Source organism: Erwinia sp. CGal63 (assembly GCF_037026505.1).
GTDB lineage: Bacteria > Pseudomonadota > Gammaproteobacteria > Enterobacterales > Enterobacteriaceae > Erwinia.
In genome coordinates this window covers 48,963-75,171 of the sequence record NZ_JAKUMN010000002.1, presented here as the reverse complement: position 1 = coordinate 75,171, position 26,209 = coordinate 48,963, and the positions used below count along the sequence as shown (strand labels likewise).

The following is a 26,209-nucleotide window of genomic DNA, read 5'->3' as shown; positions in this document are numbered from 1 at the left end:
ATAAAGTGTACAGCAAAGGGTGTTACTGGCAACCCGCGCGCTGCGGATCGCAGAATGTAAAAAGCCCCGCAATCATAGCGGGGCTTTTTGATTCGCTGCTAAAAGCGGTATCAGGTACCGCCTTCAGGCACGAAAACCTTACTCAGCAACGATGCTGATGTATTTACGGTTGTTCGGGCCTTTCACTTCGAACAGGACCTTGCCGTTTGCAGTAGCAAACAGGGTGTGGTCACGGCCGCAGCCTACGTTGGTGCCCGCGTGGAATTTAGTGCCACGCTGACGAACGATGATGCTGCCTGCCAGAACGCTTTCACCGCCGAAACGCTTAACGCCCAGACGTTTTGCGTTGGAATCGCGGCCATTTCGAGTGGAACCGCCAGCCTTTTTATGTGCCATTTGTCAGATCTCCTCTTAGGCGCTGATGCCAGTGATCTTCACATCAGTGAACCACTGACGGTGACCCTGCTGCTTACGGTAGTGTTTACGACGACGAAACTTAACGATCTTAATTTTGTCGCCACGACCGTGAGCAATGATTTCTGCTTTGATCACGCCGCCTGAAACTAAAGGCGCGCCAATCGTCACTTCTTCGCCGTTGGCAATCATCAGAACCTGGTCGAATTCAACTGTTTCGCCGGTTGCGATGTCCAGCTTTTCCAGGCGAACGGTCTGACCTTCGCTCACTCGGTGTTGTTTACCACCACTTTGGAAAACCGCGTACATATAAACTCCGCTCTCGCGCTTGCCGTCTTGATTTCAGGCTGCGCTATAAATATTCACAATAGGGCGCGAATTCTACGCAACTTCGCAAGCGATGACAAGTGCCTGGTAGCGGGTATTGCAGAAAAAAAACGCAAAGCACAGGCAAATGTTTCACAGCCGTCATTTTCAAGTACAATCTGTTATACATTACTTGCCGCAGGCACGGGTAAAGACGCTTATCATAGCCGCATAGTGGGCCATAGCTGAAAAGACTGATGAACTTAGAACAGATAAACGAACTCACCGCGCAGGACATGGCGGACGTCAATGCAACCATACTCGAGCAGTTGAATTCTGAGGTTTCCCTCATCAATCAGCTGGGTTATTACATCATTAGCGGCGGCGGCAAACGCATCCGTCCGATGATTGCCGTTCTGGCCGCGCGCGCCCTGAACTATACGGGAAAACAGCATGTTACCGTGGCCGCCCTGATCGAATTCATCCATACGGCGACGCTGCTGCATGATGACGTGGTCGATGAGTCGGACATGCGCCGCGGCAAAGCGACCGCCAACGCCGCCTTTGGCAACGCCGCCAGCGTGCTGGTTGGCGATTTTATTTATACGCGGGCTTTCCAGATGATGACCAGCATCGGCTCGCTGCGCGTGCTGGAGCTGATGTCGGAAGCGGTCAACGTGATAGCGGAAGGCGAAGTGCTGCAGCTGATGAACTGCAACGATCCCGATATCACGGAAGAGAGCTACATGCGGGTGATCTACAGCAAAACCGCGCGCCTGTTTGAAGCCGCCGCGCAATCCTCAGCCATTCTTGCGGAAGCTTCGCCGGAACAGGAAAAGGCGTTGCAGGATTATGGCCGCTATATCGGTACCGCTTTCCAACTGATCGACGATCTTCTTGATTACAGCGCCGACGGCAAAACGCTGGGTAAAAACGTGGGCGACGACCTGAGCGAAGGCAAACCTACCCTGCCGCTGCTGCACGCGATGCGTAACGGCACGCCAGAACAGGCAGCGATGATCCGCAGCGCCATCGAACAGGGCAACGGTCGCCATCTGCTGGAGCCCGTGCTGGAAACCATGCAGCAGTGCGGTTCGCTGGCCTGGACGCGCGAGTCGGCTGAGCGTGAAGCGGACAAAGCTATCGACGCCCTGAAAATCCTGCCGGAGTCGCCGTGGCGCAGCGCGCTGGAAGCGCTGGCCCATATGTCGGTACAGCGCGAATTCTAAGCTGAGCGCGCGGCCTGCCGCGCTGCTCATTCAGCGTGCTAACCTCAGGCGCCAGATCGGGCGCAAAAACGTTACAGGCCACTGACGCTTTAAGTCGCCACGGATGGCGCTTCTCCTGTTTTATGAACCCGCTTTTCCCTTGTTTTTCCGCTGCAGCCTGCCGCGCTCTTATTCCCGCCTGCAGCCTCGCCTCTCCCGATGTAACACACCTTTCTGTTGCATAACTTTGCGTAGCGCTACTCAAAAACGTCATGTCACCTGAAAACTATTGGAAATATAGTTACCATTATTGCTATAAAAAGCGTCCATAAATAACTATAGCTATCAGCTAACTATTTTCGTCACATCCGCAATTTTTGTCACACAGCAGTGCCATTGCACCCGGATGTTTCCAAAAAAGGTGATACTTACAAGGAGGAAAGAGAGATGCCGAAGGAGAAGAAAGACTGGCACAACGCGGATATCGTTGCAGCACTTAAAAAAAGAGGCACTACGCTGGCTGAGGTGTCCCGACAGGCAGGATTAAGTTCAACGACGCTGGCTAACGCGCTTTTCAGACCCTGGCCGAAGGGCGAATGGCTTATCGCGGAAGCTCTCCAGATTCATCCGGCAGAGATCTGGCCCAGCCGTTATTACGATCCCGTCACTCACGCGTTGCGCAATCGCAAAAAGCCTGTTCGTTCCTGAGCAAAGGCGGTAGAGCGCTACCGCCTTCACCTGGCGGCGATTATTCGCTGCCGCTCACGCGTTCGATATTCGCGCCCAGCGCTTTCAGCTTGTCTTCAATGTGCTCATAGCCGCGATCGATATGGTAGATACGATCCACAATTGTGGTGCCTTCCGCGATGCAGCCCGCCAGCACCAGGCTTGCCGAAGCGCGCAGATCGGTCGCCATTACCTGAGCGCCCGACAGCTTTTCCACGCCGTGGCAAATAGCCGTGTTGCTTTCGATCTCCGCGTGAGCGCCCATGCGGATCAGCTCCGGCACGTGCATAAAGCGGTTTTCGAAAATGGTTTCGGTGATCACGCCCGTTCCTTCCGCCACCAGATTCAGCAGGCTAAACTGCGCCTGCATATCGGTAGGAAAGCCCGGATGCGGCGCCGTGCGGAAGTTGACCGCTTTCGGGCGCTTGCCGTGCATATCAAGGCTGATCCAGTTGTCGCCGGTTTCGATATCGGCGCCCGCTTCGCGCAGCTTGGCCAATACGGCGTCCAGCGTGTCCGGCTGCGTATCGCGGCAGACGACTTTCCCGCCGGAGATCGCCGCAGCGATCAGGAAGGTGCCGGTTTCAATACGATCCGGCAGCACGCGGTACACGCCGCCGCCCAGACGCTCCACGCCTTCGATAGTGATGCGATCGCTGCCCGCGCCGGTGATTTTAGCGCCCAGCGTGTTCAGGAAGTTCGCCGTATCGACGATTTCCGGCTCGCGAGCGGCGTTTTCAATCACCGTGGTGCCGGTGGCCAGCGTAGCGGCGCTCATGATGGTGACGGTAGCGCCAACGCTAACTTTGTCCATCACGATGTGCGCGCCCTTCAGGCGGCCATCTACGGAAGCTTTGACATAGCCCTCTTCCAGGCGGATCTCAGCGCCAAGCTGCTCCAGGCCGGTAATATGCAGATCGACCGGACGAGCGCCGATTGCACAGCCGCCCGGCAGGGAAACCTGGCCCTGGCCGAAACGCGCTACCAGCGGGCCAAGCGCCCAGATAGAAGCGCGCATGGTTTTCACCAGATCGTAAGGCGCGCAGTAAATATTGACGTTACTGGCATCCAGATGTACTGACCCGTTGCGCTCTGCTTTCACGCCCAGCTGGCTCAGCAGCTTCATCGTAGTGTCGATGTCCTTGAGTTTAGGGACATTCTGGATTTCTACCGGATCGGACGCCAGCAGAGCAGCAAAAAGAATCGGCAACGCGGCGTTTTTAGCCCCGGAAATGGTCACTTCCCCGCTTAGACGGGTTGGGCCCTGCACACGAAATTTATCCATTAAACCTGCTCTCAATTAATCAGCTATAGAGTGCGGCCTCTTCATCGCCAGGCGCGATGAGGACGGCGACTTAAAAACCGTTCAGTTTACGGTCGCGTGCCCATTCTTCCGGAGTATAGGTTTTGATGGACAGCGCATGAATACGGTTGTCGGCCAGATAGGCCGCCAGCGGCGCGTAAATCGCCTGCTGTTTTTTAACTCGGCTCAGTTCGCCGAACATTTCGCCGACGGCGATAACCTGAAAGTGGCTGCCGTCGCCGGTCACGATGGCTTCCTGCAGCGGCAGCGCGGCCATCAGCACGGATTGAATTTCACTAGTTTCCATGGGATTTTCTAAATTCGCTTGAGGATAAACAGGCACACATAGTAGTGGAAAGCGGAGCTATCTTAAACAGGCAAAAAAGCCTCCGCGATTGCAGAGGCTTTTCAGGAGGGATCGTTATCGCTCGATCAGCGTACGGCGGTAATAAACTGCTGCAGATTATAGAGCGCGATCAGCGAGCGCAGCTTGTCCGTAATGCCCGTAAATCCCGGCGCTTTTCCCTGTTGCAGCGCAATCTGCCGCAGATGCACCAGCAGCGCCAGGCCAGCGGAATCGACCCTTTCCAGCGCGGAGACGTCAATGGTATCAATCTGTTTCATTACCGTCTCCCGTTGCTGCCATAAGGCGGCCAGCGTTTCGCGCTCCAGTTCACCGGCCAGATGCAGCCGGTTCGCTTCAATGCGCCAGTTGAGCTGGTCCATTACTGCTGCTTATCCAGCGTGATAGGCTGGCTGGCGGCGTTTTTCAGCACCTCGGTCAGGCCGTCGACGCCTTTCTGACGCAGGATGCCCGCCCATTCGTTCTGCTTGGTGGAGATCATGCTGACGCCTTCCGCAATCATATCGTAAGCCTGCCAGTCGCCGGTGCGGCTGTTTTTACGCCACTGGAAGTCCAGGCGAACCGGTGGACGGCCGTTGGGATCGATAATGGAGACGCGGATAGCGATGATGTTCGCGTCAGCATAGGGCTGCTCCGGCGCGATCTGGTAAGTCTGGCCGTGATAGAGCGCCAGCGCCTGACCATAGGCCTGCGCCAGATAGTCGCTGAAAGCTTTAAAATAGGCTTCGCGCTGCGCCGGCGTCGCTTCCTTGTAGTAGCGACCCAGCACTAACGCGCCGGCGTATTTAATCTGCACATAGGGCAGCAGCTCTTCACGCACGATTTGACGCAGGTAGTTAGGATCCTGCTTGATTTTCGGCTGCTCGTTTTTAAGACGGGTAAAGGTCTTTTCCGCCGCCTCGTTCATCAGCTTGTAGGGATTAGTCTGGTCAGCGGCGGCGTTGGCCGCGACCGGGGCAATGATCAGCATTGCCACCATCAGAAAACGTTTAAACATTACTGCTCCTCTTAAGGTTTAGTCGCTGCAGCTGGCGCCGGCGCGCCGCTATTTTCCGGCGCGGCGTTTTTGCTCTCGTCGCCGCTGCCGCTCTTGTACAGGAACTGACCAATCAGGTCTTCCAGCACCATTGCCGATTTGGTGTCCTGAATAGTGCTGCCGTCTTTAAGCATAGCCGTTCCCATCTCGGGATCGTCAAAACCGACGTTCAGCGCAAGATACTGCTCTCCCAGCAGGCCGGAAGTCCTGACCGCCAGCGAGCTGGTATCCGGCAGCTGGTTATATTTTTCCTCGATATCCATCGAGACGCGCGGCAGATAGGTCTTCTCATCCAGGCCGATCTCCGTTACGCGTCCTACTACCACGCCGCCGATTTTCACCGGCGAACCGCTCTTCAGCCCGCCGATATTGTCGAAGGTGGCGTAAAGCCGCCAGGTTGGCTCGCTGCCTAAAGATTTCAGATCCGCCACCCGCAGGCAGAGGAACAGCGCCGCGCAGAGCGCCAACAGTAAAAAGACCCCTACCCAAATTTCGCTTTTTTTCGTTTGCATCGAATCAGTTCCCAAACATCAGTGCTGTCAGCACAAAATCCAAACCGAGCACAGCCAGAGAAGCATGTACCACAGTGCGCGTTGTCGCCCGGCTAATCCCTTCCGAAGTCGGCACGGCGTCGTAACCGTTAAACAGGGCGATCCAGGTAACGGTAAAGGCGAAAACGGCGCTTTTTATCACGCAGTTGACGATATCGGTACGGATATCCACGGCGTTCTGCATCGCTGACCAGAAAAAGCCGCTGTCGATGCCTTTCCAGCTAACGCCGACAATGGCGCCGCCCAAAATGCCTACCGCGACGAAAATCAGCGCCAGCAGCGGCATACTGATAAAGCCAGCCCAGAAGCGCGGAGAGATAATCCTGCGCAGCGGATCGACCGCCATCATTTCCATGCTGGAGAGCTGTTCAGTAGCCTTCATCAGGCCGATTTCAGCGGTCAGCGCCGACCCCGCCCTGCCCGCAAACAGCAGCGCGGTGACAACCGGCCCCAGCTCGCGCAGCAGCGACAGCGCCACCAGCATGCCAAGACTGCTGTCGGCGCCGTAAGTATTCAACACCAGATAGCCCTGCAGACCGAGCACCATGCCGATAAACAGGCCGGAAACCACGATAATCAACAGCGACAGCACGCCAATGCTGTAGAGCTGTCTGATCACCAGCGGCGCATGCTTGCGAAAGCGCGGCACGCCGATCAGCGCATGAAACAGCATCAGTCCGGCGCGACCGAAAGAGGCGCAGATATTGATTCCCTGACGCCCGACGGACGCCAGTGCACGTTGTAACATCAGATTAACTCCCTGAGCCGGTTAAATCCTGCAGATAGTCGCCTGCGGGAAAGCGAAAAGGAACCGGGCCGTCGGCGATGCCGTCGATAAACTGGCGAACCCGGGCGTCTTCATTTTCACGCAGCGCGCTGGCCGTTCCGTGAGCGATAACTTTCTGTCCGGCGATGATATAGGCGTAGTCCGCGATGCTGAGTACTTCCGGCACGTCGTGCGACACCACGATGCAGGTCATACCCAGCGAATGGTTCAGCTCGTCGATCAGCTTGACCAGCACGCCCATGGTAATCGGATCCTGTCCGACGAAAGGCTCGTCGAACATAATCAGATCCGGCTCCAGCGCGATAGCCCTGGCAAGCGCGGCGCGCCTCGCCATGCCGCCCGACAGCTCGGAGGGTTTAAGCTGCGCCGCGCCGCGCAGGCCGACCGCTTCCAGCTTCATCATCACCGTACTGTGCAGCAGTTCCGGCGGCAGCCGGGTATGCTCGCGCAGCGGCCAGGCGACGTTGTCGAACACCGTTAAATCGGTGAACAGCGCGCCGGACTGGAATAGCATGCTCATTTTTTTGCGCGCTTCATAAAGCCGCGAGCGCGAAAGCGCGGGAATATTCTCCCCGTTAAACCAGATTTCGCCGGCGTCAGGGCGCAACTGACCGCCAATCAAACGCAGCAGCGTGGTTTTACCAATGCCTGAAGGGCCCATAATGGCTGTGACTTTCCCTTTTGGCACCGTAAGCGAGATGTTATCGAAAACCGGGCGATCGCCGCGGGCGAAGCTGACGCCCCGAACGTCCACCAAATTCGTCTCCGTCTGGCTCATTGTGACCTCTTATCCTCTTTTCCAGGCATTTCATCCTCTACCGATGGTAACTTATAACCCGCGCGACTGGACACTTTTACAGAAACTTACCCGTCAGACGTGGCTAAAGCTGGCATAAGTTTTACTTTTTGCTTGCAGATCGTCAAAATCAGCGCGTTCGCGGCCGTTCTCCAGGCCTGTTTTATCCGTCGTGCGAGGCAGCCGACGATTATACCCGATCAAAGGACATTTCATGCTTGTAGCTACCGCACTATTGATTATCGGCCTGGTCCTGCTGGTATATGGTGCAGATCGTCTGGTATTCAGCGCGGCTATTCTGTGCCGCGCGGCAGGTATTCCCCCGCTGATTATTGGCATGACCGTAGTCGGTATTGGCACCTCGCTGCCTGAACTGATCGTCTCTTCCTCTGCCGCGATGCACGGACAAATGGATATGGCGGTCGGCACCGCAATCGGTTCCAATATTACCAATATTCTGCTGCTGCTCGGCGGCGCGGCGCTGCTGCATCCCTTAAGGTTATACTCCCGGCTGCTGGCGCGCGAACTGCCGCTGATGCTGCTGGTGACGCTTATTTGCGGCCTGCTGCTGTTTGACAATATGCTTAGCCGCAACGACGGTCTGATCCTGATTGCCTTTGCGGCAGGCTATCTGTTGTTTATTATCAATATTGCCCGCAAAGCGGAACGCGACAACGTGGATTCGCTAACGCGGGAACAGCTCGCCGAGCTGCCGCGCGAGGATACGGGCAACACGGTGGCTTTCCTGTGGCTGGGCGTAGCGCTGATTATTTTGCCGATGTCGACCCGTATGGTGATCGACAACGCCGCGGTGATCGCCAACTTTTTCGGCGTCAGCCAGCTGGTGATCGGCCTGACGATTATTTCCGTCGGCACCAGCCTGCCGGAGCTGGCTACTCTCGTTGCCGGCGCGCTGAAAGGCGAAGATGATATCGCCATCGGCAACCTGATCGGCTCTAACATCTACAATATCGCCATCGTGCTCGGCATCCCGGCACTGCTGCATCCGGGAGCGGTCGATACCCACGCTTTCGCCCGCGACTATTGGGTAATGCTGGGCGTCAGCGCGCTGTTTACGCTTATCTGCCTGCGGCGAAGCCGCTGTATCGGCCGAACGGCGGGCGCGCTGCTGCTGAGCGGCTTTATCGCCTGGCTGGCGGTACTTTACTGGCTCCCTGAAACCACTTTCTGGTAAAAGGATTGGAACTTATGTCACCTGTCACCCTACAGCCCGACTTCGATTTTCAGCAGGCGGGAAAAGACGTTCTCGCCATTGAGCGTCAGGGGCTGGAGCAGCTCGATCAGTATATCAACGACGATTTCTCTCTGGCCTGCGAGCGTATCTATCACTGCATGGGCAAAGTGGTGGTTATGGGCATGGGCAAATCGGGCCATATCGGCAAGAAAATGGCGGCCACCTTCGCCAGCACCGGCACGCCGGCTTTTTTTGTTCATCCGGCGGAAGCGAGCCACGGCGATCTCGGTATGGTCAGCGCCGGCGACATTGTTATCGCTATCTCCAACTCGGGCGAGTCCTCTGAAATTCTGGCGCTGATTCCCGTCCTGAAACGCCTGCGCGTCCAGCTGATCTGCATGACCAGCCGACCCGACAGCGCGATGGGACGCGCGGCGGATATCCATCTCTGTGTTAAAGTACCGCAGGAAGCCTGTCCGCTGGGACTGGCGCCAACCAGCAGCACCACGGCGACGCTGGTAATGGGCGACGCGCTGGCGGTAGCGCTACTAAAAGCGCGCGGCTTTACGGCGGAAGATTTCGCGCTCTCTCATCCTGGCGGCGCGCTGGGAAGAAAACTGCTGCTGACCGTTGACGATATCATGCACAGCGGCGATGAAATCCCCTGGGTCAGTCGCGACGCCTCGCTGCGCGACGCCCTGCTGGAGATCACGCGTAAAAATTTAGGTATGACGGTAATCTGTGACGATCTGATGAAGATCGAGGGAATTTTTACCGATGGCGATCTGCGACGGGTGTTCGATATGGGCATCGATATTCAGCACGCCAGCATCAATAGCGTGATGACCGCCGGCGGTATCCGGGTACGGCCCAATACGCTGGCGGTCGACGCTTTGAATCTGATGCAGAGCCGCAATATCACCGTTTTAATGGTAGCCGACGGCGATCGGCTTCTGGGCGTAGTTCATATGCATGACATGCTGCGTGCCGGCGTGGTTTAACAAGGAATAAAAAATGGCTGGCGCAAGCTGGGTAGAAACCTGTTATGGCGACGTAAGCGAGGCCGTTATGGCCCGCGCGCGTACTATTAAGTTATTGATTTGCGACGTAGACGGCGTGATGTCCGACGGTAATATCTATCAGGGCAACAGCGGCGAAGAGCTGAAAGCTTTTAACGTGCGCGACGGCTACGGCATCCGCTGCCTGCTGACCTCGGCGGTGGAAGTCGCTATTATCACAGGCCGCAAGGCGAAATTGCTGGAAGATCGCTGCGCCACGTTGGGCATCACGCATCTTTATCAGGGCCAGTCCGATAAGCTTTTGGCCTTCCGCGAACTTCTGGATAAACTGTCGCTTCGGCCGGACCAGGTCGCCTACATCGGCGACGATCTGATCGACTGGCCGGTGATGGCGGAAGTGGGCCTGAGCGTAACCGTGGCCGATGCGCATCCGGCGCTGCTTCCCCGCGCCGACTACGTTACCCGCATCGCGGGCGGACGCGGCGCCGTCCGTGAAATTTGCGATCTGATTTTAATCGCGCAGGATAAGTTTGATAAGGCCAAAGGGCAGTCCGTATGAGTAAAACAAGGCGTTGGATCACGCTGCTGCTGGCGCTGGTGGCGATCGTGCTGATTGGCTGGAACCTGGCCGATAGCGATAAGCCTGCGCCCACGACCGGCAACGAGCTGGAGCCGACCTACACCAGCCAGTCGTCCAGTACGGTGGTCTATAACCCGGAAGGCGCGCTGAGCTATAAGTTGGTTTCCGACAAGGTCACCTATTTTTCCGCCGACGCGGTAAGCTGGTTCGATAATCCGGTGATGACTACCTACGACGAAAATAAGATCCCAACCTGGTCAGTGCGCGCGGACAAGGCCAAACTGACTAACGACCGCATGCTCTATCTGTATGGTCACGTCGAGGTCAACAGCCTGACCCGGGAAGCCCAGCTGCAACGAATTAAAACCGATAACGCCGTAGTGAACCTCGTCACGCAGGATGTTACCTCAGAAGATCAGGTAACCTTGTACGGCACCAGCTTCACCTCTACCGGCATGAAGATGCGCGGCAATTTACGGAAGAAAACCGCCGAGTTGATTGAAAAGGTCAAAACCTCCTATGAAATTCAGAATGCGAACCAACCTTAAGTTTTTGACGCTCGGCCTGCTGCTGGCGGCCAGCCTGCCCGCTTTCGCCCTGACGGGCGACTCGGATAAGCCGGTTAACGTAGACTCCGAAAATCAGGCGCTGGACATGCAGGGCAACGTGGCGACCTTCACCGGCAACGTCATCGTCACCCAGGGTTCGATCAAAATCACCGCGGATAAGGTCGTGGTTACGCGTCCCGGCGGCGACAGCAACAAGACCATCGTGGACGCCTGGGGCAATCCGGCAACCTTTTACCAGATGCAGGACAACGGCAAGCCGGTAAAAGGCCACGCGCTGAAAATGCATTACGAGCTGGCGAAAGATTTTGTCGAGCTGACGGGTAACGCTTACCTGGAGCAGCTGGACAGCAACGTCAAGGGCGACCGCATCACCTATTTGGTCAAAGAGCAGAAGATGCAGGCTTACGGCAACACGGGCAAACGCGTGACGACCGTACTGGTGCCTTCGCAGCTGCAGGATAAAGGCACCCAGTCCAACAAGAAGAGTAACTAAGCCATGGCGACTTTGATTGCGCAAAATCTGGCGAAAGCCTACAAAGGCCGCCGCGTGGTGGAAGATGTCAGCCTGGAGGTGAAATCCGGCGAGATCGTCGGCCTGTTGGGCCCGAACGGCGCGGGCAAGACCACTACGTTCTATATGGTGGTCGGCATCGTGCCTCGCGACGCGGGCCGCATCGTGATCGACGATGAAGATATCAGTATTCTGCCGCTGCACGCGCGCGCGCGACGCGGCATCGGCTATTTGCCGCAGGAAGCCTCTATCTTCCGCCGCCTGAGCGTGTTCGATAACCTGATGGCGGTGCTGCAGATCCGCGATGACCTGACGGCGGAACAGCGTACCGATCGCGCCAATGAGCTGATGGAAGAGTTTCATATCTCCCATCTGCGCGACAGCATGGGACAGGCGCTCTCCGGCGGCGAGCGCCGTCGCGTAGAGATCGCCCGCGCGCTGGCGGCCAATCCTAAATTTATCCTGCTGGATGAGCCTTTCGCCGGCGTCGATCCGATCTCCGTTATCGATATTAAAAAGATTATCGAACACCTGCGCGACAGCGGGCTAGGCGTGCTGATCACCGACCACAACGTTCGTGAGACGCTGGCCGTTTGCGAACGCGCCTATATCGTCAGCCAGGGACATTTGATCGCGCACGGATCCCCTGAGCAAATCCTCGAAGATGAACAAGTTAAACGCGTCTATTTGGGTGAAGAGTTCAGACTCTGATAAGGTGTTCAGACCGGTCGAGATTTTTGAGGAATAAGTATCCTGAATATGAAGCAAGGTTTGCAGCTCAGGCTTAGCCAACAGCTTGCCATGACGCCACAACTGCAGCAGGCTATCCGTCTGCTGCAACTCTCTACGCTCGAACTCCAGCAGGAAATTCAGCTGGCGCTGGAAAGCAATCCGCTGCTTGAACAAACCGATCTTCATGAAGAAGTGGACAGCCGCGAATATCAGGAAAAAGAGGCGCTGGACACCCGCGAGGCGCTGGAACAGAAAGATATGCCGGAAGAGCTGCCGCTCGACGCCACCTGGGACGAGATCTACACCGCCGGCACGCCTTCAGGCACGGGTACTGACTATCACGATGACGAGCTGCCCGTTTATCAGGGCGAAACCACCCAGACGCTGCAGGATTACCTGATGTGGCAGGTGGAGCTGACGCCTTTCACCGATACCGATCGCGCTATCGCTACTGCGATTATCGACGCCGTAGACCCTACGGGTTATCTGACCGCGCCGCTGCAGGAGATTCAGGAAAGCATCGGCGACGAGGAGCTTACCGCCGAGGAAGTCGAAGCCGTCCTGAAGCGCGTGCAGCGATTTGATCCGATCGGCGTCTGCGCTCGCGATCTGCGCGACTGCCTGCTGGTTCAGCTGTCGCAGTTCGTGGATGAGACGCCTTGGCTGAAAGAGGCGCGGCTGATCGTCAGCGAGCATCTTGATCTGCTGGCTAACCATGATTTCCGCAGCCTGATGCGCGTCACTCGTCTGAAAGAGGACGTGCTGAAAAACGCCATGCAGCTGATTCAGTCGCTGGATCCGCGTCCCGGCCAGTCAATCAATACCGGCGAGCCGGAATATGTCATCCCCGACGTGCTGGTGCGCAAAGTCGGCGCCCGCTGGACGGTCGAGCTTAACGCCGACAGCGTGCCGCGCCTGAAGATAAACCAGCACTACGCTTCGCTGGGCGGTTCGGCGCGCAGCGACAGCGACAGCCAGTTTATCCGCAGCAATCTGCAGGAAGCCCGCTGGCTGATTAAAAGCCTGGAAAGCCGTAACGACACGCTGCTGAAGGTGACGCGCTGCATCGTCGACCAGCAGCAGGCTTTCTTTGAACAGGGTGAAGAGTTTATGCGTCCTATGGTGCTGGCGGATATCGCCGCCGCCGTGGAGATGCACGAGTCGACCATTTCACGAGTCACCACGCAGAAATACCTGCACAGCCCACGCGGTATTTTTGAACTGAAATATTTCTTCTCCAGCCATGTGAATACCGAAGGCGGCGGCGAAGCTTCCTCCACGGCGATACGCGCGCTGGTGAAGAAATTGATCTCGGCGGAGAATCCCGCCAAGCCTCTTAGCGACAGCAAGCTGACCACACTGCTTTCCGATCAGGGGATCATGGTGGCCCGCCGCACCGTCGCGAAGTACCGAGAGTCTTTATCCATCCCGCCCTCAAACCAGCGCAAACAGCTGGTCTGAACGAACAGATAAGGAAGAGCCTATGCAACTCAATATTACCGGGCAGAATGTTGAAATTACCGAGCCTTTACGCGAATTCGTTACGGCTAAGTTCGCCAAACTGGAGCAATACTTTGACCGTATCAGCCAGGTCTATATTGTTCTCAAGGTAGAGAAGGTGACGCAGATAGCCGATGCGACGCTACACGTTAGCGGTGGTGAGTTGCACGCCACCTCGGAAGAAAAAGATATGTACGCGGCGATTGATGGCCTGATCGACAAGCTGACTCGCCAGCTAAATAAACATAAAGACAAGTTGAAGCAGCATTAATTGTCCTGCAGGCATTGATTATTTTTCCGCCACGCTTACCTGATGGCGTAAACTATCCCGGCTCGTCTTCTGGTTGCAGAAGACGAGCCGTTAATCAACGGGCATAATGCAGTCGACTGATGGCCTGCCGACAGGCTTAACTGCCGGCAGCGCCGTTTTGCCAGGCGGAAGTGAAGACCTAAGTGAACCTATGATGAACAATGACCTGACACTGGAACTGAGCTCGGTACTGAGCCTTTCCTGCACCCGCAACGGCGTCCACTGCCAGAGCAAAAAGCGGGCGCTGGAGATTATCAGCGAGCTGGCGGCCAAACAGCTTAATTTGCCGCATCAGACGATCTTTGAAGCGATCCTGACGCGTGAACGCATGGGCAGCACCGGCATAGGTAACGGCATCGCCATTCCGCACGGCAAGCTGGTGGAAGATACGCTGCGCGCGGTGGCCGTGTTTATTCGCCTCGATCAGCCCGTGGCCTTCGACGCTATCGATAATCAGCCGGTAGACCTGCTGTTCGCCCTGCTGGTGCCTGCCGACCAGTGCAAAACGCACCTGCATACGCTTTCGCTGGTGGCGAAGCGCCTGGCCGATAAAACGGTTTGCCGTCGTCTGCGAGCGGCGCAAAGCGATGAAGAGCTTTTTGAGATTATGGCGGAAAACCCGGAAGCCACCTCTTAAGCCTTACCGGGCCGACTTGCCGGCCCGTCCTTTTGATAAGGCTTCAAATCAGGAGAAAAAGTCATGGTGCTGATGATCGTCAGCGGGCGTTCTGGTTCCGGCAAGTCCGTCGCGTTAAGGGCGCTGGAGGATATGGGCTTCTACTGCGTGGACAATCTGCCCGTAGTGCTGCTGCCGGAGCTGGCCAGATCGCTGGCGGACCGCAATATTTCGGCAGCCGTCAGCATTGACGTGCGCAATATGCCGGAGTCGCCGGAAATCTTCGAAAAAGCGCTGACCGGCCTGCCCGACAGTTTTTCGCCTCAGCTACTCTTTCTTGATGCCGATCGCAATACGCTGATCCGGCGCTATAGCGACACCCGCCGTCTGCATCCGCTTTCCAGTAAAAACCTTTCGCTGGAGAGCGCTATCGACGAAGAGAGCGATCTGCTGGAGCCGCTTCGCTCACGGGCGGATCTGATCGTCGATACTTCAGAGATGTCGGTGCACGAACTGGCCGAAATGCTGCGCACGCGCCTGCTGGGCAAACGCGAACGCGAGCTGACGATGGTGTTCGAATCCTTCGGCTTCAAGCACGGCATTCCAATCGACGCCGACTACGTGTTTGACGTACGCTTTTTGCCGAATCCGCACTGGGATCCTAAACTTCGCCCCATGACCGGACTGGATCGACCGGTGGCCGCCTTCCTGGATCGCCATACCGAAGTGCATAATTTTATCTACCAGACGCGCAGTTACCTGGAACTCTGGCTGCCGATGCTGGAAACCAACAACCGCAGCTATCTTACCGTGGCTATCGGCTGTACCGGCGGCAAGCATCGTTCGGTCTATATAGCGGAACAGCTGGCCGACTATTTCCGCTCGCGAGGAAAAAACGTGCAGTCCCGCCATCGCACTCTGGAAAAGCGTAAATCATGACCGTTAAACAAGTGGTTGAAATCAAAAACAAGCTGGGTATGCACGCCAGGCCCGCCATGAAGCTGTTTGAACTGGTACAGAGTTTCGATGCCGAGGTGCTGCTGCGTAACGAGAGCGGTACGGAAGCGGAAGCCAGCAGCGTGATCGCGCTGCTGATGCTGGATTCCGCCAAAGGCGGCCAGATTGAGATCGAAGCCAGCGGGCCGGAAGAGACTCAGGCGCTGGCGGCGGTAATCGAGCTGTTCAACGCCGGTTTTGACGAAGAGTAGGTTTGCCGCCTGCAGATCCTCAGCGGCGTCGGGCAGGATTATTCAGCTCGGGCCGCCGATACTTCCGGCGCTTGCGACAGGCGCGCTCTGTCTTCCTCACGCGCCCTCACTTTTCACTAGCCGTCCTGGCTCAGTGGCGCTCTTAATGCAGCTCGTGCGCTTTCAGGAAGCCTTCTCCGCCCAGCTGTCGCATCTGCCTCAGGATCCATTGCTGTCGCTGCCGTACCCAGGCCGATGGCGCATCGGCGCGAAAGCGAATCGGATTAGGCAGTACGGCGGCAAGCAAAGCCGCTTCCTCCATGGTCAGCTGACTGGCCGGCTTGTGGAAGTAGCGCTGCGATGCCTCCTCCACGCCAAATACGCCTTCGCCGAACTCTGCCACGTTCAGATAGACCGTCAGGATGCGGCGCTTAGTCCAGACGGTTTCAATCGCCACCGTCAGCCCGGCTTCCAGCCCTTTACGTATCCAGCTACGACCATCCCACAAAAAAACGTTTTTCGCCGTCTGCTGCGACAGCGTGGAGGCGCCACGCATTCTGCCGCCTTCGCTATCCAGTACGGATTGAATCGCCTGCACGTCGAATCCCCAATGCTCAGGAAATTTCTGGTCTTCCGAGGCGATGACCGCCAGCGGCATCCAGGGCGAGATATCTTTCATCTCTACCCAGTCGGAATGAGCGACATAGTGAAAGTCGCCGCTTAGCCAGGCGCCGAGCTGACGCTCCGCCATCACCGCTGAAAAAGGCAGCGGTAAAAAAGAAAAAAGCAGGATCCCGCCGATCCAGAAAACCGCAAGCGCGATCGTCGCCCGTAGCGCCCAGGATTTTAAGCGTTGCCAGCCGTTTTTTTTGCGTTGCCTCATAAAAATTTATCCATGATGATCTTATGAATTCCAGTAACAGACATCGTTACTCAGACGTCAGAAAGCGGTTAAAAGCGTCCGGAAAGCGCCAGAATGTAACCGTTTGCATTAATTTACAACCTGTAGCATTTTGTAAATGTCTTAACTGCTTCAATCACTTCCGCACATCAGGAATCGGTTCCATTGGCGAAACGAACCTGAAGCGTGGTACAATTAACCATGCCGTTTGGCGCAGCAGCTGCCAAAAAATCCATTCACAATACTTATAAATACCATGAGTTACCTTCTGCTAACCTAATCATATAGCGCCTCTGGTATGCCTCCTGGAACCGTCTGCGCTTTTTTCTTTTTACTCACGCTGCCTGACCGTTTATTAAAAAATACGTTACTTAAAATGGTTATCAATCGGCGTTTCCTTTCACAGAGAGTTTCTCTGCTGCCGTTCCGCCTCGTTTTCTTATGGAGACCACCATCTCATAAAAAAAACAGGCTTTACAGAGAGTTAAATATTTGCCAATTGCGGTGAATTTCTTTTAGCATAAGTGCTAGCGATTGATGGAACCGGTTACTGTGAGGCGTCAATCTAAACCGCACAAAAAGTGGTGTAATTGTGCAAAATTCGAGCAACAATGCGAATAAATTCATTCCGTGCTTGACTGTATCACCAAATTAATGTTTTCTGTCTGGAAACGCTGCTCAGCATCACATATTTTAATGAATCTTGTAACATGTGATGCGAGTTTTGCTAAGGTAGTTGCTGAGCGTTTTACCCAATACCGCGCCTGCGCTTTTATACTCTTACTTTAAGAATAGCGTGGGTGTTTGATTTCCCTGGTGTTGGCGCAGTATTCGCGCACCCCGGCCTCGGTCGGGGTCATTTTTTTTGGGCCTTTGTTACCCATTCCCGCAGTACAGCCACGTCGTTGCGCCACTCCTGTTTCAGTTCGTCTATCCATTCCTGTACGTTGTCCCACCATGCCGGTAGCTCAGGGCTTTGAATCTGCTTCGCCAGCTGCTGTAGATGCAGCAGACCGACCGAACCCGCCGCGCCTTTGATCTTATGCCCCTCTTCCGCGATGCCTTTTTGATCGCGCGCGGTCATATTAAGATCCAACACTTCCAGATAGCCCGGCATCATTTGTTCAAACATTTCCAGGCTCTGGACAATCAGCTGCGGCCCGACCAGATCGATATACTGCTCCAGCATGGCTATATCCAACAGCACGGGCGCATCGGGGTTTGATGCCTGTGTCTCTTCGCACTCCTGCGGCTGATAGTCCCAATACTTCTGGATGATGGCGGTCAGCGCCGGCACCGCCAGCGGTTTGCTCAGCACGTCGTCCATGCCCGCCTCCAGGTACTCTTTTTTGTCCTTGAGCACGTTAGCGGTCAGCGCCACCAGCGGCGGCAATTGCTGATTTTCGTAGCGCTGATGAATTTCCCGCGCCACGTCCAGACCGGTCATATCCGGCAGCTGAATATCCAGCAGCACCAGATCGAACTCCTCGGGATCGAACATCGCCAGCGCTTCCGCGCCCGTCATCGCCACTTCCACGCTGTTGCCCAGCTTCTCCAGCACCGAGCGCGCGACCACCACGTTCAGTTCGATATCCTCTACCAGCAGCACATGCAGCGCCGGCAGCGGCATATCGTCCGCTGGCTGCTCCTCATCGTGCTGCATGGCGACGCGTGGCGCATTGACGGTCAGCGTAAAGCAGGAGCCTTTACCCGGCGCGCTGCTGACGGTGATATCGCCGCCCATGCTCTGCGCCAGCCGACGTGAAACCGCCAGTCCGATGCCGGTGCCGGTGGCCGGTTTGCCGCCGTGCTGATCTTTCACCTGATAATACATGGCGAAAATTTTGTCCTGCTCATCCTGCGGAATGCCCATACCGGAATCTTCCACTTCAAAGCGCAGACAATCCTCGCCCTGATAAGCCACGCGTACGATGATGCTGCCCTGCTGGGTAAACTTCACCGCATTGCCGATCAGATTCCACAGGATCTGACGAAGGCGCGTGCCGTCGGTAATGATTTTATGGGGTAGCGGCGGATGGGCTTCCAGCACGAACTTCAGCCCTTTCGGCTGAGCCAACAGCCCGGAGAGGTTTTCCAGATCGGCGAGGAAGCCGGTAAAGTCGACCGGCTGATTATCAAGCTGCACCTTGCGCCGCTCGATTTTGTCCATCTCGATCACGTCGTTGAAAATGTTGCCCAGCGTGATCGCGGAGACATGAATGGTTTTCAGGTATTTTAGCTGCTCCTGGTTCAGCTCGGTATCCAGCAGGATGCGGCTCAGCCCTACGATGCCGTTAAGCGGCGTACGAAGCTCATGGCTGATAGTAGAGATAAAAGTGGTCTTCTCCCTGCTGGCGTTCTCTAAAGCGTCCTGATAGCGCTTACGCTCCGTTATATCGCGCCCAAAGCCCATCAGGCCGCTGCGTTTGCCTACGCGGTCATAATAGGGCACTTTACGGATCTCAAAGCAGGCCTTGCGGCCATCCGGATATTGCAGCCACTGCTCGTAGGTCAGGGAGACATTGTGGCGAAACACTTTTTCGTCGGTTTCCAGCACTTTGGTCGCGGCATCGCGATCGTAAACGTCGTAAGGCGTAAGGCCGATCAGCTGCTTTTCGCTCTTGCCCGTTAACAGCTCCATCGCACGGTTGCAGCCCGAAAACTGCTGGTCGATATTGCGGTAAAACACCAGGTCGGGCGAAGCATCCAGAAACGAGCGCAGGAAAGAGGATTGCTGCTCCAGCTCAATTTGCGCCTGTTCGCGCCTTGTCATCTCTTCCGTCAGCTTATCCATTACCTGCAGACGCGCTTTTTCCGCCTTGATACGATCGGCAATCTCCTGGTTAAGCTGGGTGATGTTTTCTTTCATCTGCTGATTGAGTTCAAGATCGCGATGGCGCATCTCTTCCAGCTTATCCACCAGCCGCGCCAGCCGCTGTCGCGACTCTTCAAGCTGCTCTACCACCACTGAGAGAAAATAAACGGCCCAGGGCGTAATCAGCAGACCGAAGAAGACCGAACGAACCATATCGATGCTTTCCACATGCCCGCGCAACACCATAGTGACCGCCATCTGCACGATCATCGCCAGCACCACCAGCGCGGAAGCCAACAGCAGAGAAAAGCGCACCAGCCCCAGTTTCACCATCAAATCGACGTAATACTGGGCTAACAGACGAATTTGTTTCATAAAAGATCCCTTCGAGAGCGGTATTGGCAATCATACCGCAAAAGCGTAAAAGATTAACTTTGCCGCTCCCTGGCTGCGCTGCACCGATTCAGTGCGGAAAGGATGGCGGCACGCTGCAGCGGCCGCGCACTCTTGCCGAAGAAATCCTCTTCTTCGAGCCGTGCATAACCTTTCCCTCTGTTTTTGCCTGAAGTGCATCATCCACTTTTGCAATTCATAGCGATAAGCGCCTGCCACCGCGCTTTATAACAAAACTCAATGAATAATCATTCATATTGATCGACAGAAAAATCAAAGTTTGCCTGATTAATTTTACTAATGATGCAGGGGGAATTAATGCAAATAAGCATCACCCCAAAAAACAGTCGCTTTCAATAATCAACATGGTTTTAACAGCATTTTCTACTGGCAATCCGCCCGGCACCAGCATGGTGCAGAGATTTGCGGCCTGCACTACAGTGAGACAGCTCACAATTCGCAGGGTTTATGTGACGAAAGTTCAGGCAGAAAAAACTGTCACAAAAATATAATAATCAATAAGTTAATGGGTATATAAGGTGATAAAACCTCCCTAAGCGCACCATTTGACCTGAGTTCGCTTTCCCGATAAGTTGGAATTTCGCTGGAAGCGTTCCTGACGGGCCAGTGTCTCGGCATATCTATGCAGCAAGAAGACTCCCCAGGCTATCTCCTCTCAGAGACCCGGAAACTCACGAGCAGCCCCCTTCGGCAGGCCTGAAGAGATAATGCCCGGCGCACAGTCGCCCATTTACAAGCAGTCAGGAAAAAGATGATACAGAGCCGGGGAGTCCTCTCCATTGCATTCTGTGCTTGAAACAACCAGGTAATGTCAAAGAAGTCAGGAGGTCTGCCATGTCCAATCCACAAGCGTTTCCCTATGGTCTGTATGATCCATCGAAAGAAAACGACAGCTGCGGCGTCGGTTTCATTACCCGTAAGGACGGCGAGCAGACCCATGAGATTCTTCAGATGGCGCATAGCGCGCTCTGCACCGTGCCGCACCGTGGCGGTATGTCGGCCGAAGGCGTGGGCGACGGCGCGGGCGTCAACGTCGATATCTCACTGCACTTTTTCCGTAAAATTACCGGCGCGCCGCTGCAGGCCGGCCGTTTCGGCGTCGGCAACTTTTTCGTGCCGAAAGACGGCGCGCTGCGCGCCAACGCAGAAGGTCTGGTAGAAGAGACGCTGGCCGCTCACGGGCTGGAAATCATTCTGAAGCGCGATATGCCGCTGGATACCAGCGTACTGCGTCCGGCGGCCCTTCAGTTTCAGCTGCCGATCGTGCAGTGGATTTTCAACGCTCCAGCCGATGTTGCCGACCAGCTTGCCTTTGAAAAGCGCATCTACCGCGCTCTGCTGGATATCGAAGCACGCGCCTTTACCGAAAGCGAATTTGGCGGCCTCTATCCGCTCTCTCTTTCGTCGCGCACGCAGGTTTTCAAAGCCCGCCTGAACTCAAACGAGGTGATCCCTTACTTTAAGGATCTGACCGATCCGGATCATCAGGTTCGCGGGCTGTTTTTCCATACCCGTTTTTCCACCAATACCGATCCGCATACCACTATGGCGCAGCCGTTCCGCCTGATGGCACACAACGGCGAGCTGAATACCGATCGTAAAAACCGTATCGCGGAAGCGGCGCTGGCGCTGGCGCGCGGCAAGAAGATCGTGCGGCCAAAGGGCCAGTCCGACAGCTCGCGTCTGGATCAGAGTATCCACAGCCGCCTGATGGAAGATAATCTCGATTTAATCAACGCCGTGGTGTCAATGATGCCGCCAGCGTGGGAAAACGACGATACCCTGTCGCCGCAGGTACGCGCGATGCTGGAGTACTTCTCGCTGTATGAAGAGAAAAACGACGGCCCGGCCGCGCTGATTTTTGGCAACGGCGAAGTGATCGGCGCGCGTCTGGATCGTCTGGGGCTGCGTCCGCTGCGTTCGGTTGAGACGGCGGACTATATCGGCGCTATGTCGGAAGCTGGCCAGATCGCCTTCCCGCCGGAAAGCGTGCTGCGCCGCGGCCGCATCGAAGCGGGCGGTATGCTCTATTACGATCACAGTGAAAAACGCAGCTATACCACGCTTGAGGCGCTGGAAAAACTGGCGGCAGAAAAAGATTATCCGGCGCTGCTGGCGCAGTCGCGCGTAATGCTGAACGAGCTGCCGGTGGTGCCCGCCGAGAAACAGGGCTCGCCTCTGCGTTACGGCGGCGACCTGAAAACTTACCAGCGCTTCGTGGCTTACTACTATAACCAGGAAAGCTTTAAGTTCATGATGGACCCGATGCTGACGACCGGCGCGGAGAAGATTTCCGCTATGGGCTACGGCAACGCCATCAACGGGCTTTCCGATCATGAAGGCGGCATGGCGCACTATTTCTCACAGCGCTTTGCCCAGGTCACCAACCCGCCGCTGGACTCTATCCGTGAAGCGGACGGCATGACGCTGCGCGTCGCGCTGGGCGCCAAGCCGCATCTGGGCCGCAGCAAAGGCCGCCAGATCATCGTGCCGACGCCGATTCTGACGCATCTGGATATGCTGCAGCTGCGCGAGCAGAACGTAGCGCCCTACGCACGCTTCGATATGCTCTATCGTCCGGTGGTGGGCAGCGACGCGCAGAGCCGCGTCGCCAACGCCGCTGCGCTGGAGCAGGCCATTGACGATCTGGCGCAGCAGGTAGTGGATTTCGCCCGCGAACAGGGCGGCATCGCGGTGCTCACCGACCGTCATATTTCAAGCGAACGCGCCGCTATCCCAATGCTGCTGGTGGTTTCCGCCATTAACCAGCGTCTGGTGCAGGAAGGCTTGCGCCTGGACGTCTCGCTGGTGGTGGAGAGCGGCCAGAGCATCTCTTCGCACCATATCGCCGCCGCGCTGGGCTTTGGCGCTTCCGCTATCTATCCGCTGGGCGTGCAGATGCGCGCCGAAGAGAAGTATGGCGAAGGCGAGGAAGGCAACAAAGCCTTTAAGCGTTACGCTAAAGCGGCAGAAAAAGCGCTGATGAAAACCATGGGTAAAGTGGGCCTCTGCACCGTTGAGAGCTATAGCTGCGGCGAATTCTTCGAGCCGAACTTCCTGGATACGGAAGATCGCGTGCTGAAGAAGTATTTCCCGAATATCAAAACGCCTGTAGGCGGCGCGGGCTTCGCCACCATCGCGCAGATGGCCGTGGACTGGCACCAGAGCGCGCTGAAAATTCAGGGCGAATCAGAGGTGCCGTTGCTGGGCCTGTTTAAAGAGCGTGCCGAAGGCGCAGGCCACTCCTACGGCACCATCGCGGTGCGTACTTTTATCGATATGACGGAGCAGCCGTTGCGCTTCGCCGACAAGCCGCGCGAAGAAGATGAGTTTATTCGCCTGCTGACGCTGGCCAAACTGGATAACGCCTTCAATATCAAAGCGGACTCTTTTGCCGACAGCAGCTTCGAACGCATCCCGGATGCGGTTATCGACAGCTTTACCATCACGCCGGACTACCGCGAGTTCTCCAGCCAGATGCAGGCGGAGCGTAAGCGCCGTCCGGCGGCGCTGCGCGATATTCTGACTTTCCCGGCGGATCTGACCCACGTGGACAGCGAAGCGGAGTTTTCCCGCAAGCTGGGCCGCTATTCGCTAATTAACAACGGTTTCGCCGTGCGTGGCCTGCTGTGCGAAGCTACCGACGGTAGCGCAGGCCGCTTTACGCTGCGCCTGTCCGACACCATCGCAGGACTGAAAACGGAAATCGAACGCCTTTCTGCCCTGCTTGGCGCGCTGAAAGGCCGCTTTGGTGATGAGATTACCAGCGGTGAAGTCACGGCGGACGGCTTGCAAATCGTCGCCAACGGCAAGGCGGCGGACTATCTGTCGCGCATGTTCACTACTTCGCCTTCGCTGCCGTTGAGCGAGGTACAGCCAGCCAGCGAGATTACCCGCACCTTCGCTTCCGGCGCGATGAGCCACGGTGCGCTGGTAGCGCCCGCCCATGAGGCAGTAGCGCACGGCACCAACATGGTCGGCGGCATGAGCAACTGCGGCGAAGGCGGCGAGCACTATTCGCGCCATGGCACCATCCGCGCCTCGCGCATTAAGCAGCTCGCTTCCGGCCGCTTCGGCGTTTGGGCGGCTTATCTGGCCGATCCGATGCTGGAAGAGCTGGAGATAAAAATCGGCCAGGGCGCGAAGCCCGGCGAAGGCGGCCAGCTGCCCGCGGCTAAAGTGACCGTAGAGATAGCGGCGGCGCGTGGCGGCACGCCTGGCGTAGAACTGGTTTCCCCGCCGCCGCACCACGACACCTACTCGATCGAAGATCTGGCCCAGCTGATCCACGACTGTAAAGCGGCGCGCGTACGCGTGATCGTTAAGCTGGTTTCGTCCGAAGGCATCGGCACCATCGCCGTCGGCGTGGCGAAAGCGGGCGCGGACGTGATCAACGTGGCCGGCAATACCGGCGGCACCGGCGCGGCTTCGGTCACCAGCCTGAAATATACCGGCCGCGTGGCGGAAATCGGCATCGCGGAAGTGCATCAGGCGCTGTGCGCCAACGGCCTGCGCGAAAAAGTGCAGCTGCGTAGCTCCGGCGCGCAGCAGACCGGCAGCGATGTAGTGAAATCCGCGCTGCTGGGCAGCGACAGCTTCGAGTTCGGCACCACCGCGCTGATGATGCTGAAATGCGTAATGGCGAAAAACTGCAACGTGAAGTGCCCGGCCGGTCTGACTACCAATGCCGAAGCCTTTGACGGCGATCCGCGCCAGCTGGCACAGTACTTTATCAACGTGGCGCACGAGGTACGCGAGATCCTCGCACGTTTGGGCCTGCGTTCACTGCGCGAGGCGCGCGGCCGCTCCGATCTACTGCACCTGATGGATCATCCGCTGGAAGTGGGCAAGCTGGATCTGCGCGCCATGCTGACCGTAGTGCCGGAAATTAAAATCGCCAGGCCAGTTTATCTGGAAAAAGATTTCGAGCTGGACGATAGCTGGATCGCGCAGGTCGAGCGCGTGCTGGCGACGGAAAGCGTTATCGGACTGGGCGACGGCGTGACGCTGAACAACCGCAACAAAAGCGTCGGCGGACAGCTGGCTATCGATATCGAACGCCTGCTCAACCACAAGCTGAGCAAAGCGGAGCTGGACGCGATGCCTGCCGTACTGGTGGACGATCGGGGCCGCCATTACCTGGCGCCGGAAACGGTGAAAATCACCACTTCCGGCTCGGCGGGCCAGTCCTTTGGCGTTTTCTGCAATGACGGTATGCAGCTGAAGCATCGCGGCACCTGTAACGACGGCGTAGGCAAAGGCCAGTGCGGCGGCGAAATCGCGGTGACGTCGCCAGGCGGCGGTTCGCAGGACGCAGAAGGCAACGTGCTGATCGGCAACTTCGCGCTGTTCGGCGCTACCGGCGGACGCCTGTTTGTGCAGGGTCAGGCGGGCGACCGCTTCGCCGTGCGTAACTCGGGCGCGACGGCGGTAGTGGAAGGCGTAGGCGATTTCTGCTGCGAATATATGACCAATGGCGCAGTGCTGAACCTCGGCACCTTCGGCACCGGTTTCGGCAACGGCATGAGCGGCGGCTTCGCTTATCAGTATGACCCCTACCGCAAGCTGGCCAGCCATGCCGCGGGCGACTCGGTGCTGTTCGGTTCCATCGCCGATAACGATGAGATGGCCAGAACGCACAAGGAAGCGGTGCTGACCCTGCTGCGCTGGCATCTTGAGGCGACCGGTTCGCCGCGCGCCGCCTGGCTGCTGGAGCACTGGGAAAGCGAATGTCAGCATTTTGTCTACGTGATGCCGCGCTCGCTGCTGCTTTATCAGGACGGCAAAGAGATCCTGAAAGCGAAAACGCGCAAGGATCTGCTGGAAGAGCTTTCTACCGCGATGGCGGCTCATCAGGTCGCGAAGTTTAAAGCGGCCTGGCGCAACAAGACCACCATCGCTAACGGCGCGGTGCCCGCTTACGGCGCGACCGACACGCCGGAAATGTTTGTGCTGCTGAACAACTATACGGTGCTCAGCTTCGCGCAGCAGCTGGCGCTCTCACGCCTGCCTAAAGGCACTTCCGTGGACAGCGAGGCGGTGCAAAAAGCGGTGCGCAATCTGCTGATGACGGAAGATTTCTCGCTGGTCAGCAAACTGCAGCGTCACGCGCGCTCGGCGATTGAGAACTACAGCGACGATCAGCTTGCCTGCCTGATCGCGGCGAAACGTATGGCGGACTATAAAGCGGCGCTGACGCAGCGCAACGTTCGCTCAATGGACAGCCTGGCAACCTATGGCTGGATTATTTATCAGGACGCGCGCAACCGCGAAGTGCTGGGAGGACTGCCGGATTTCGAAGAGCTGTTCGCCCGTGCCGCGCTGCCGGAGATCGCTGCTGCCGTCGGAAAACTTTCCTGATGGCCGGCT

At 56.8% G+C, this 26,209-nt stretch carries 25 protein-coding genes; 14 read left to right on the top strand and 11 right to left on the bottom strand.

Annotated features, from left to right (window positions below; all coding sequences use genetic code 11):
* Positions 1 to 138: 138 nt before the first annotated feature.
* On the bottom strand, positions 139 to 396 hold the full coding sequence (gene rpmA / locus MKZ79_RS09105) for a 50S ribosomal protein L27 (RefSeq protein WP_012666719.1): 258 nt from the start codon (positions 394 to 396) through the stop codon (positions 139 to 141).
* A gap of 15 nt (positions 397 to 411) precedes the next feature.
* Complete coding sequence (rplU, locus tag MKZ79_RS09100) at positions 412 to 723, bottom strand: 50S ribosomal protein L21 (protein WP_336141453.1); 312 nt, start codon at positions 721 to 723, stop codon at positions 412 to 414.
* A 254-nt stretch (positions 724 to 977) separates the two neighbouring features.
* Here rplU and ispB point away from each other — a divergent pair, with 254 nt between their 5' ends.
* Both ispB and MKZ79_RS09090 read left to right on the top strand, forming a co-directional pair.
* Complete coding sequence (gene ispB / locus MKZ79_RS09095) at positions 978 to 1,949, top strand: octaprenyl diphosphate synthase (RefSeq protein ID WP_336141452.1); 972 nt, start codon at positions 978 to 980, stop codon at positions 1,947 to 1,949.
* A 426-nt stretch (positions 1,950 to 2,375) separates the two neighbouring features.
* Entirely contained in the window at positions 2,376 to 2,636 is a 261-nt protein-coding gene (locus tag MKZ79_RS09090; protein ID WP_336141451.1) for a helix-turn-helix domain-containing protein, read from the top strand.
* Positions 2,637 to 2,676: 40 nt separating this feature from the next.
* Here the strand turns inward: MKZ79_RS09090 and murA are convergent, their stop codons facing one another.
* The 7 genes from murA to mlaF form a co-directional block, all read right to left on the bottom strand.
* The gene (murA, locus tag MKZ79_RS09085) at positions 2,677 to 3,939 is read right to left on the bottom strand and encodes a UDP-N-acetylglucosamine 1-carboxyvinyltransferase (RefSeq protein ID WP_336141450.1); all 1,263 of its coding nucleotides are present in this window, start codon (positions 3,937 to 3,939) and stop codon (positions 2,677 to 2,679) included.
* Positions 3,940 to 4,009: 70 nt separating this feature from the next.
* Positions 4,010 to 4,264 (bottom strand): BolA family iron metabolism protein IbaG, encoded by a 255-nt coding sequence (gene ibaG / locus MKZ79_RS09080; RefSeq protein WP_125287098.1) that lies wholly within the window; start codon positions 4,262 to 4,264, stop codon positions 4,010 to 4,012.
* Between the two features lie 125 nt (positions 4,265 to 4,389).
* Positions 4,390 to 4,683 (bottom strand): lipid asymmetry maintenance protein MlaB, encoded by a 294-nt coding sequence (gene mlaB, locus MKZ79_RS09075; protein WP_336141449.1) that lies wholly within the window; start codon positions 4,681 to 4,683, stop codon positions 4,390 to 4,392.
* Entirely contained in the window at positions 4,683 to 5,318 is a 636-nt protein-coding gene (gene mlaC / locus MKZ79_RS09070) for a phospholipid-binding protein MlaC (protein WP_336141448.1), read from the bottom strand. The genes mlaB and mlaC overlap by 1 nt, the downstream gene beginning before the upstream one ends.
* Before the next feature lie 11 nt (positions 5,319 to 5,329).
* Positions 5,330 to 5,869, bottom strand: a complete 540-nt coding sequence (gene mlaD / locus MKZ79_RS09065) for an outer membrane lipid asymmetry maintenance protein MlaD (protein WP_336141446.1) — start codon at positions 5,867 to 5,869, stop codon at positions 5,330 to 5,332.
* Positions 5,870 to 5,873: 4 nt separating this feature from the next.
* On the bottom strand, positions 5,874 to 6,656 hold the full coding sequence (mlaE, locus tag MKZ79_RS09060; protein ID WP_336141444.1) for a lipid asymmetry maintenance ABC transporter permease subunit MlaE: 783 nt from the start codon (positions 6,654 to 6,656) through the stop codon (positions 5,874 to 5,876).
* A gap of 4 nt (positions 6,657 to 6,660) precedes the next feature.
* The gene (mlaF, locus tag MKZ79_RS09055) at positions 6,661 to 7,473 is read right to left on the bottom strand and encodes a phospholipid ABC transporter ATP-binding protein MlaF (protein WP_336141443.1); all 813 of its coding nucleotides are present in this window, start codon (positions 7,471 to 7,473) and stop codon (positions 6,661 to 6,663) included.
* Positions 7,474 to 7,705: 232 nt separating this feature from the next.
* On the opposite strand from mlaF, the gene MKZ79_RS09050 reads away from it, so the two are divergent.
* The 11 genes from MKZ79_RS09050 (at position 7,706) to npr (ending at position 15,731) form a co-directional block, all read left to right on the top strand.
* Positions 7,706 to 8,686, top strand: coding sequence for a calcium/sodium antiporter (locus MKZ79_RS09050; protein ID WP_336141442.1), 981 nt, complete (start codon positions 7,706 to 7,708; stop codon positions 8,684 to 8,686).
* A 14-nt stretch (positions 8,687 to 8,700) separates the two neighbouring features.
* Positions 8,701 to 9,687 (top strand): arabinose-5-phosphate isomerase KdsD, encoded by a 987-nt coding sequence (gene kdsD / locus MKZ79_RS09045; protein ID WP_336141441.1) that lies wholly within the window; start codon positions 8,701 to 8,703, stop codon positions 9,685 to 9,687.
* 13 nt (positions 9,688 to 9,700) lie between these two features.
* On the top strand, positions 9,701 to 10,264 hold the full coding sequence (kdsC, locus tag MKZ79_RS09040) for a 3-deoxy-manno-octulosonate-8-phosphatase KdsC (RefSeq protein ID WP_336141440.1): 564 nt from the start codon (positions 9,701 to 9,703) through the stop codon (positions 10,262 to 10,264).
* Positions 10,261 to 10,833 (top strand): LPS export ABC transporter periplasmic protein LptC, encoded by a 573-nt coding sequence (lptC, locus tag MKZ79_RS09035; protein WP_336141439.1) that lies wholly within the window; start codon positions 10,261 to 10,263, stop codon positions 10,831 to 10,833. The genes kdsC and lptC overlap by 4 nt, the downstream gene beginning before the upstream one ends.
* Complete coding sequence (gene lptA, locus MKZ79_RS09030) at positions 10,805 to 11,347, top strand: lipopolysaccharide ABC transporter substrate-binding protein LptA (RefSeq protein WP_336141438.1); 543 nt, start codon at positions 10,805 to 10,807, stop codon at positions 11,345 to 11,347. The genes lptC and lptA overlap by 29 nt, the downstream gene beginning before the upstream one ends.
* Before the next feature lie 3 nt (positions 11,348 to 11,350).
* A complete protein-coding gene (gene lptB, locus MKZ79_RS09025; protein WP_336141437.1) occupies positions 11,351 to 12,076 on the top strand; it encodes an LPS export ABC transporter ATP-binding protein in 726 nt (241 codons plus the stop codon).
* 48 nt (positions 12,077 to 12,124) lie between these two features.
* A complete protein-coding gene (gene rpoN, locus MKZ79_RS09020; RefSeq protein WP_336141436.1) occupies positions 12,125 to 13,558 on the top strand; it encodes an RNA polymerase factor sigma-54 in 1,434 nt (477 codons plus the stop codon).
* A gap of 22 nt (positions 13,559 to 13,580) precedes the next feature.
* Positions 13,581 to 13,868 (top strand): ribosome hibernation promoting factor, encoded by a 288-nt coding sequence (gene hpf, locus MKZ79_RS09015; RefSeq protein WP_336141435.1) that lies wholly within the window; start codon positions 13,581 to 13,583, stop codon positions 13,866 to 13,868.
* Between the two features lie 193 nt (positions 13,869 to 14,061).
* Entirely contained in the window at positions 14,062 to 14,544 is a 483-nt protein-coding gene (ptsN, locus tag MKZ79_RS09010; RefSeq protein ID WP_336142166.1) for a PTS IIA-like nitrogen regulatory protein PtsN, read from the top strand.
* Between the two features lie 63 nt (positions 14,545 to 14,607).
* A complete protein-coding gene (gene rapZ, locus MKZ79_RS09005) occupies positions 14,608 to 15,462 on the top strand; it encodes an RNase adapter RapZ (protein WP_125287083.1) in 855 nt (284 codons plus the stop codon).
* Positions 15,459 to 15,731 (top strand): PTS phosphocarrier protein NPr, encoded by a 273-nt coding sequence (gene npr, locus MKZ79_RS09000; protein WP_336141434.1) that lies wholly within the window; start codon positions 15,459 to 15,461, stop codon positions 15,729 to 15,731. The genes rapZ and npr overlap by 4 nt, the downstream gene beginning before the upstream one ends.
* A 142-nt stretch (positions 15,732 to 15,873) precedes the next feature.
* On the opposite strand, the gene mtgA is transcribed toward npr, so the two are convergent.
* The gene (mtgA, locus tag MKZ79_RS08995; protein WP_336141433.1) at positions 15,874 to 16,593 is read right to left on the bottom strand and encodes a monofunctional biosynthetic peptidoglycan transglycosylase; all 720 of its coding nucleotides are present in this window, start codon (positions 16,591 to 16,593) and stop codon (positions 15,874 to 15,876) included.
* An 874-nt stretch (positions 16,594 to 17,467) separates the two neighbouring features.
* Positions 17,468 to 19,801, bottom strand: a complete 2,334-nt coding sequence (gene arcB, locus MKZ79_RS08990) for an aerobic respiration two-component sensor histidine kinase ArcB (RefSeq protein ID WP_336141432.1) — start codon at positions 19,799 to 19,801, stop codon at positions 17,468 to 17,470.
* Positions 19,802 to 20,674: 873 nt separating this feature from the next.
* Between arcB and MKZ79_RS08985 the strand changes: the two genes are divergently transcribed.
* The gene (locus MKZ79_RS08985; protein ID WP_336141431.1) at positions 20,675 to 26,200 is read left to right on the top strand and encodes a glutamate synthase-related protein; all 5,526 of its coding nucleotides are present in this window, start codon (positions 20,675 to 20,677) and stop codon (positions 26,198 to 26,200) included.
* The last annotated feature ends 9 nt before the right edge of the window (positions 26,201 to 26,209 follow it).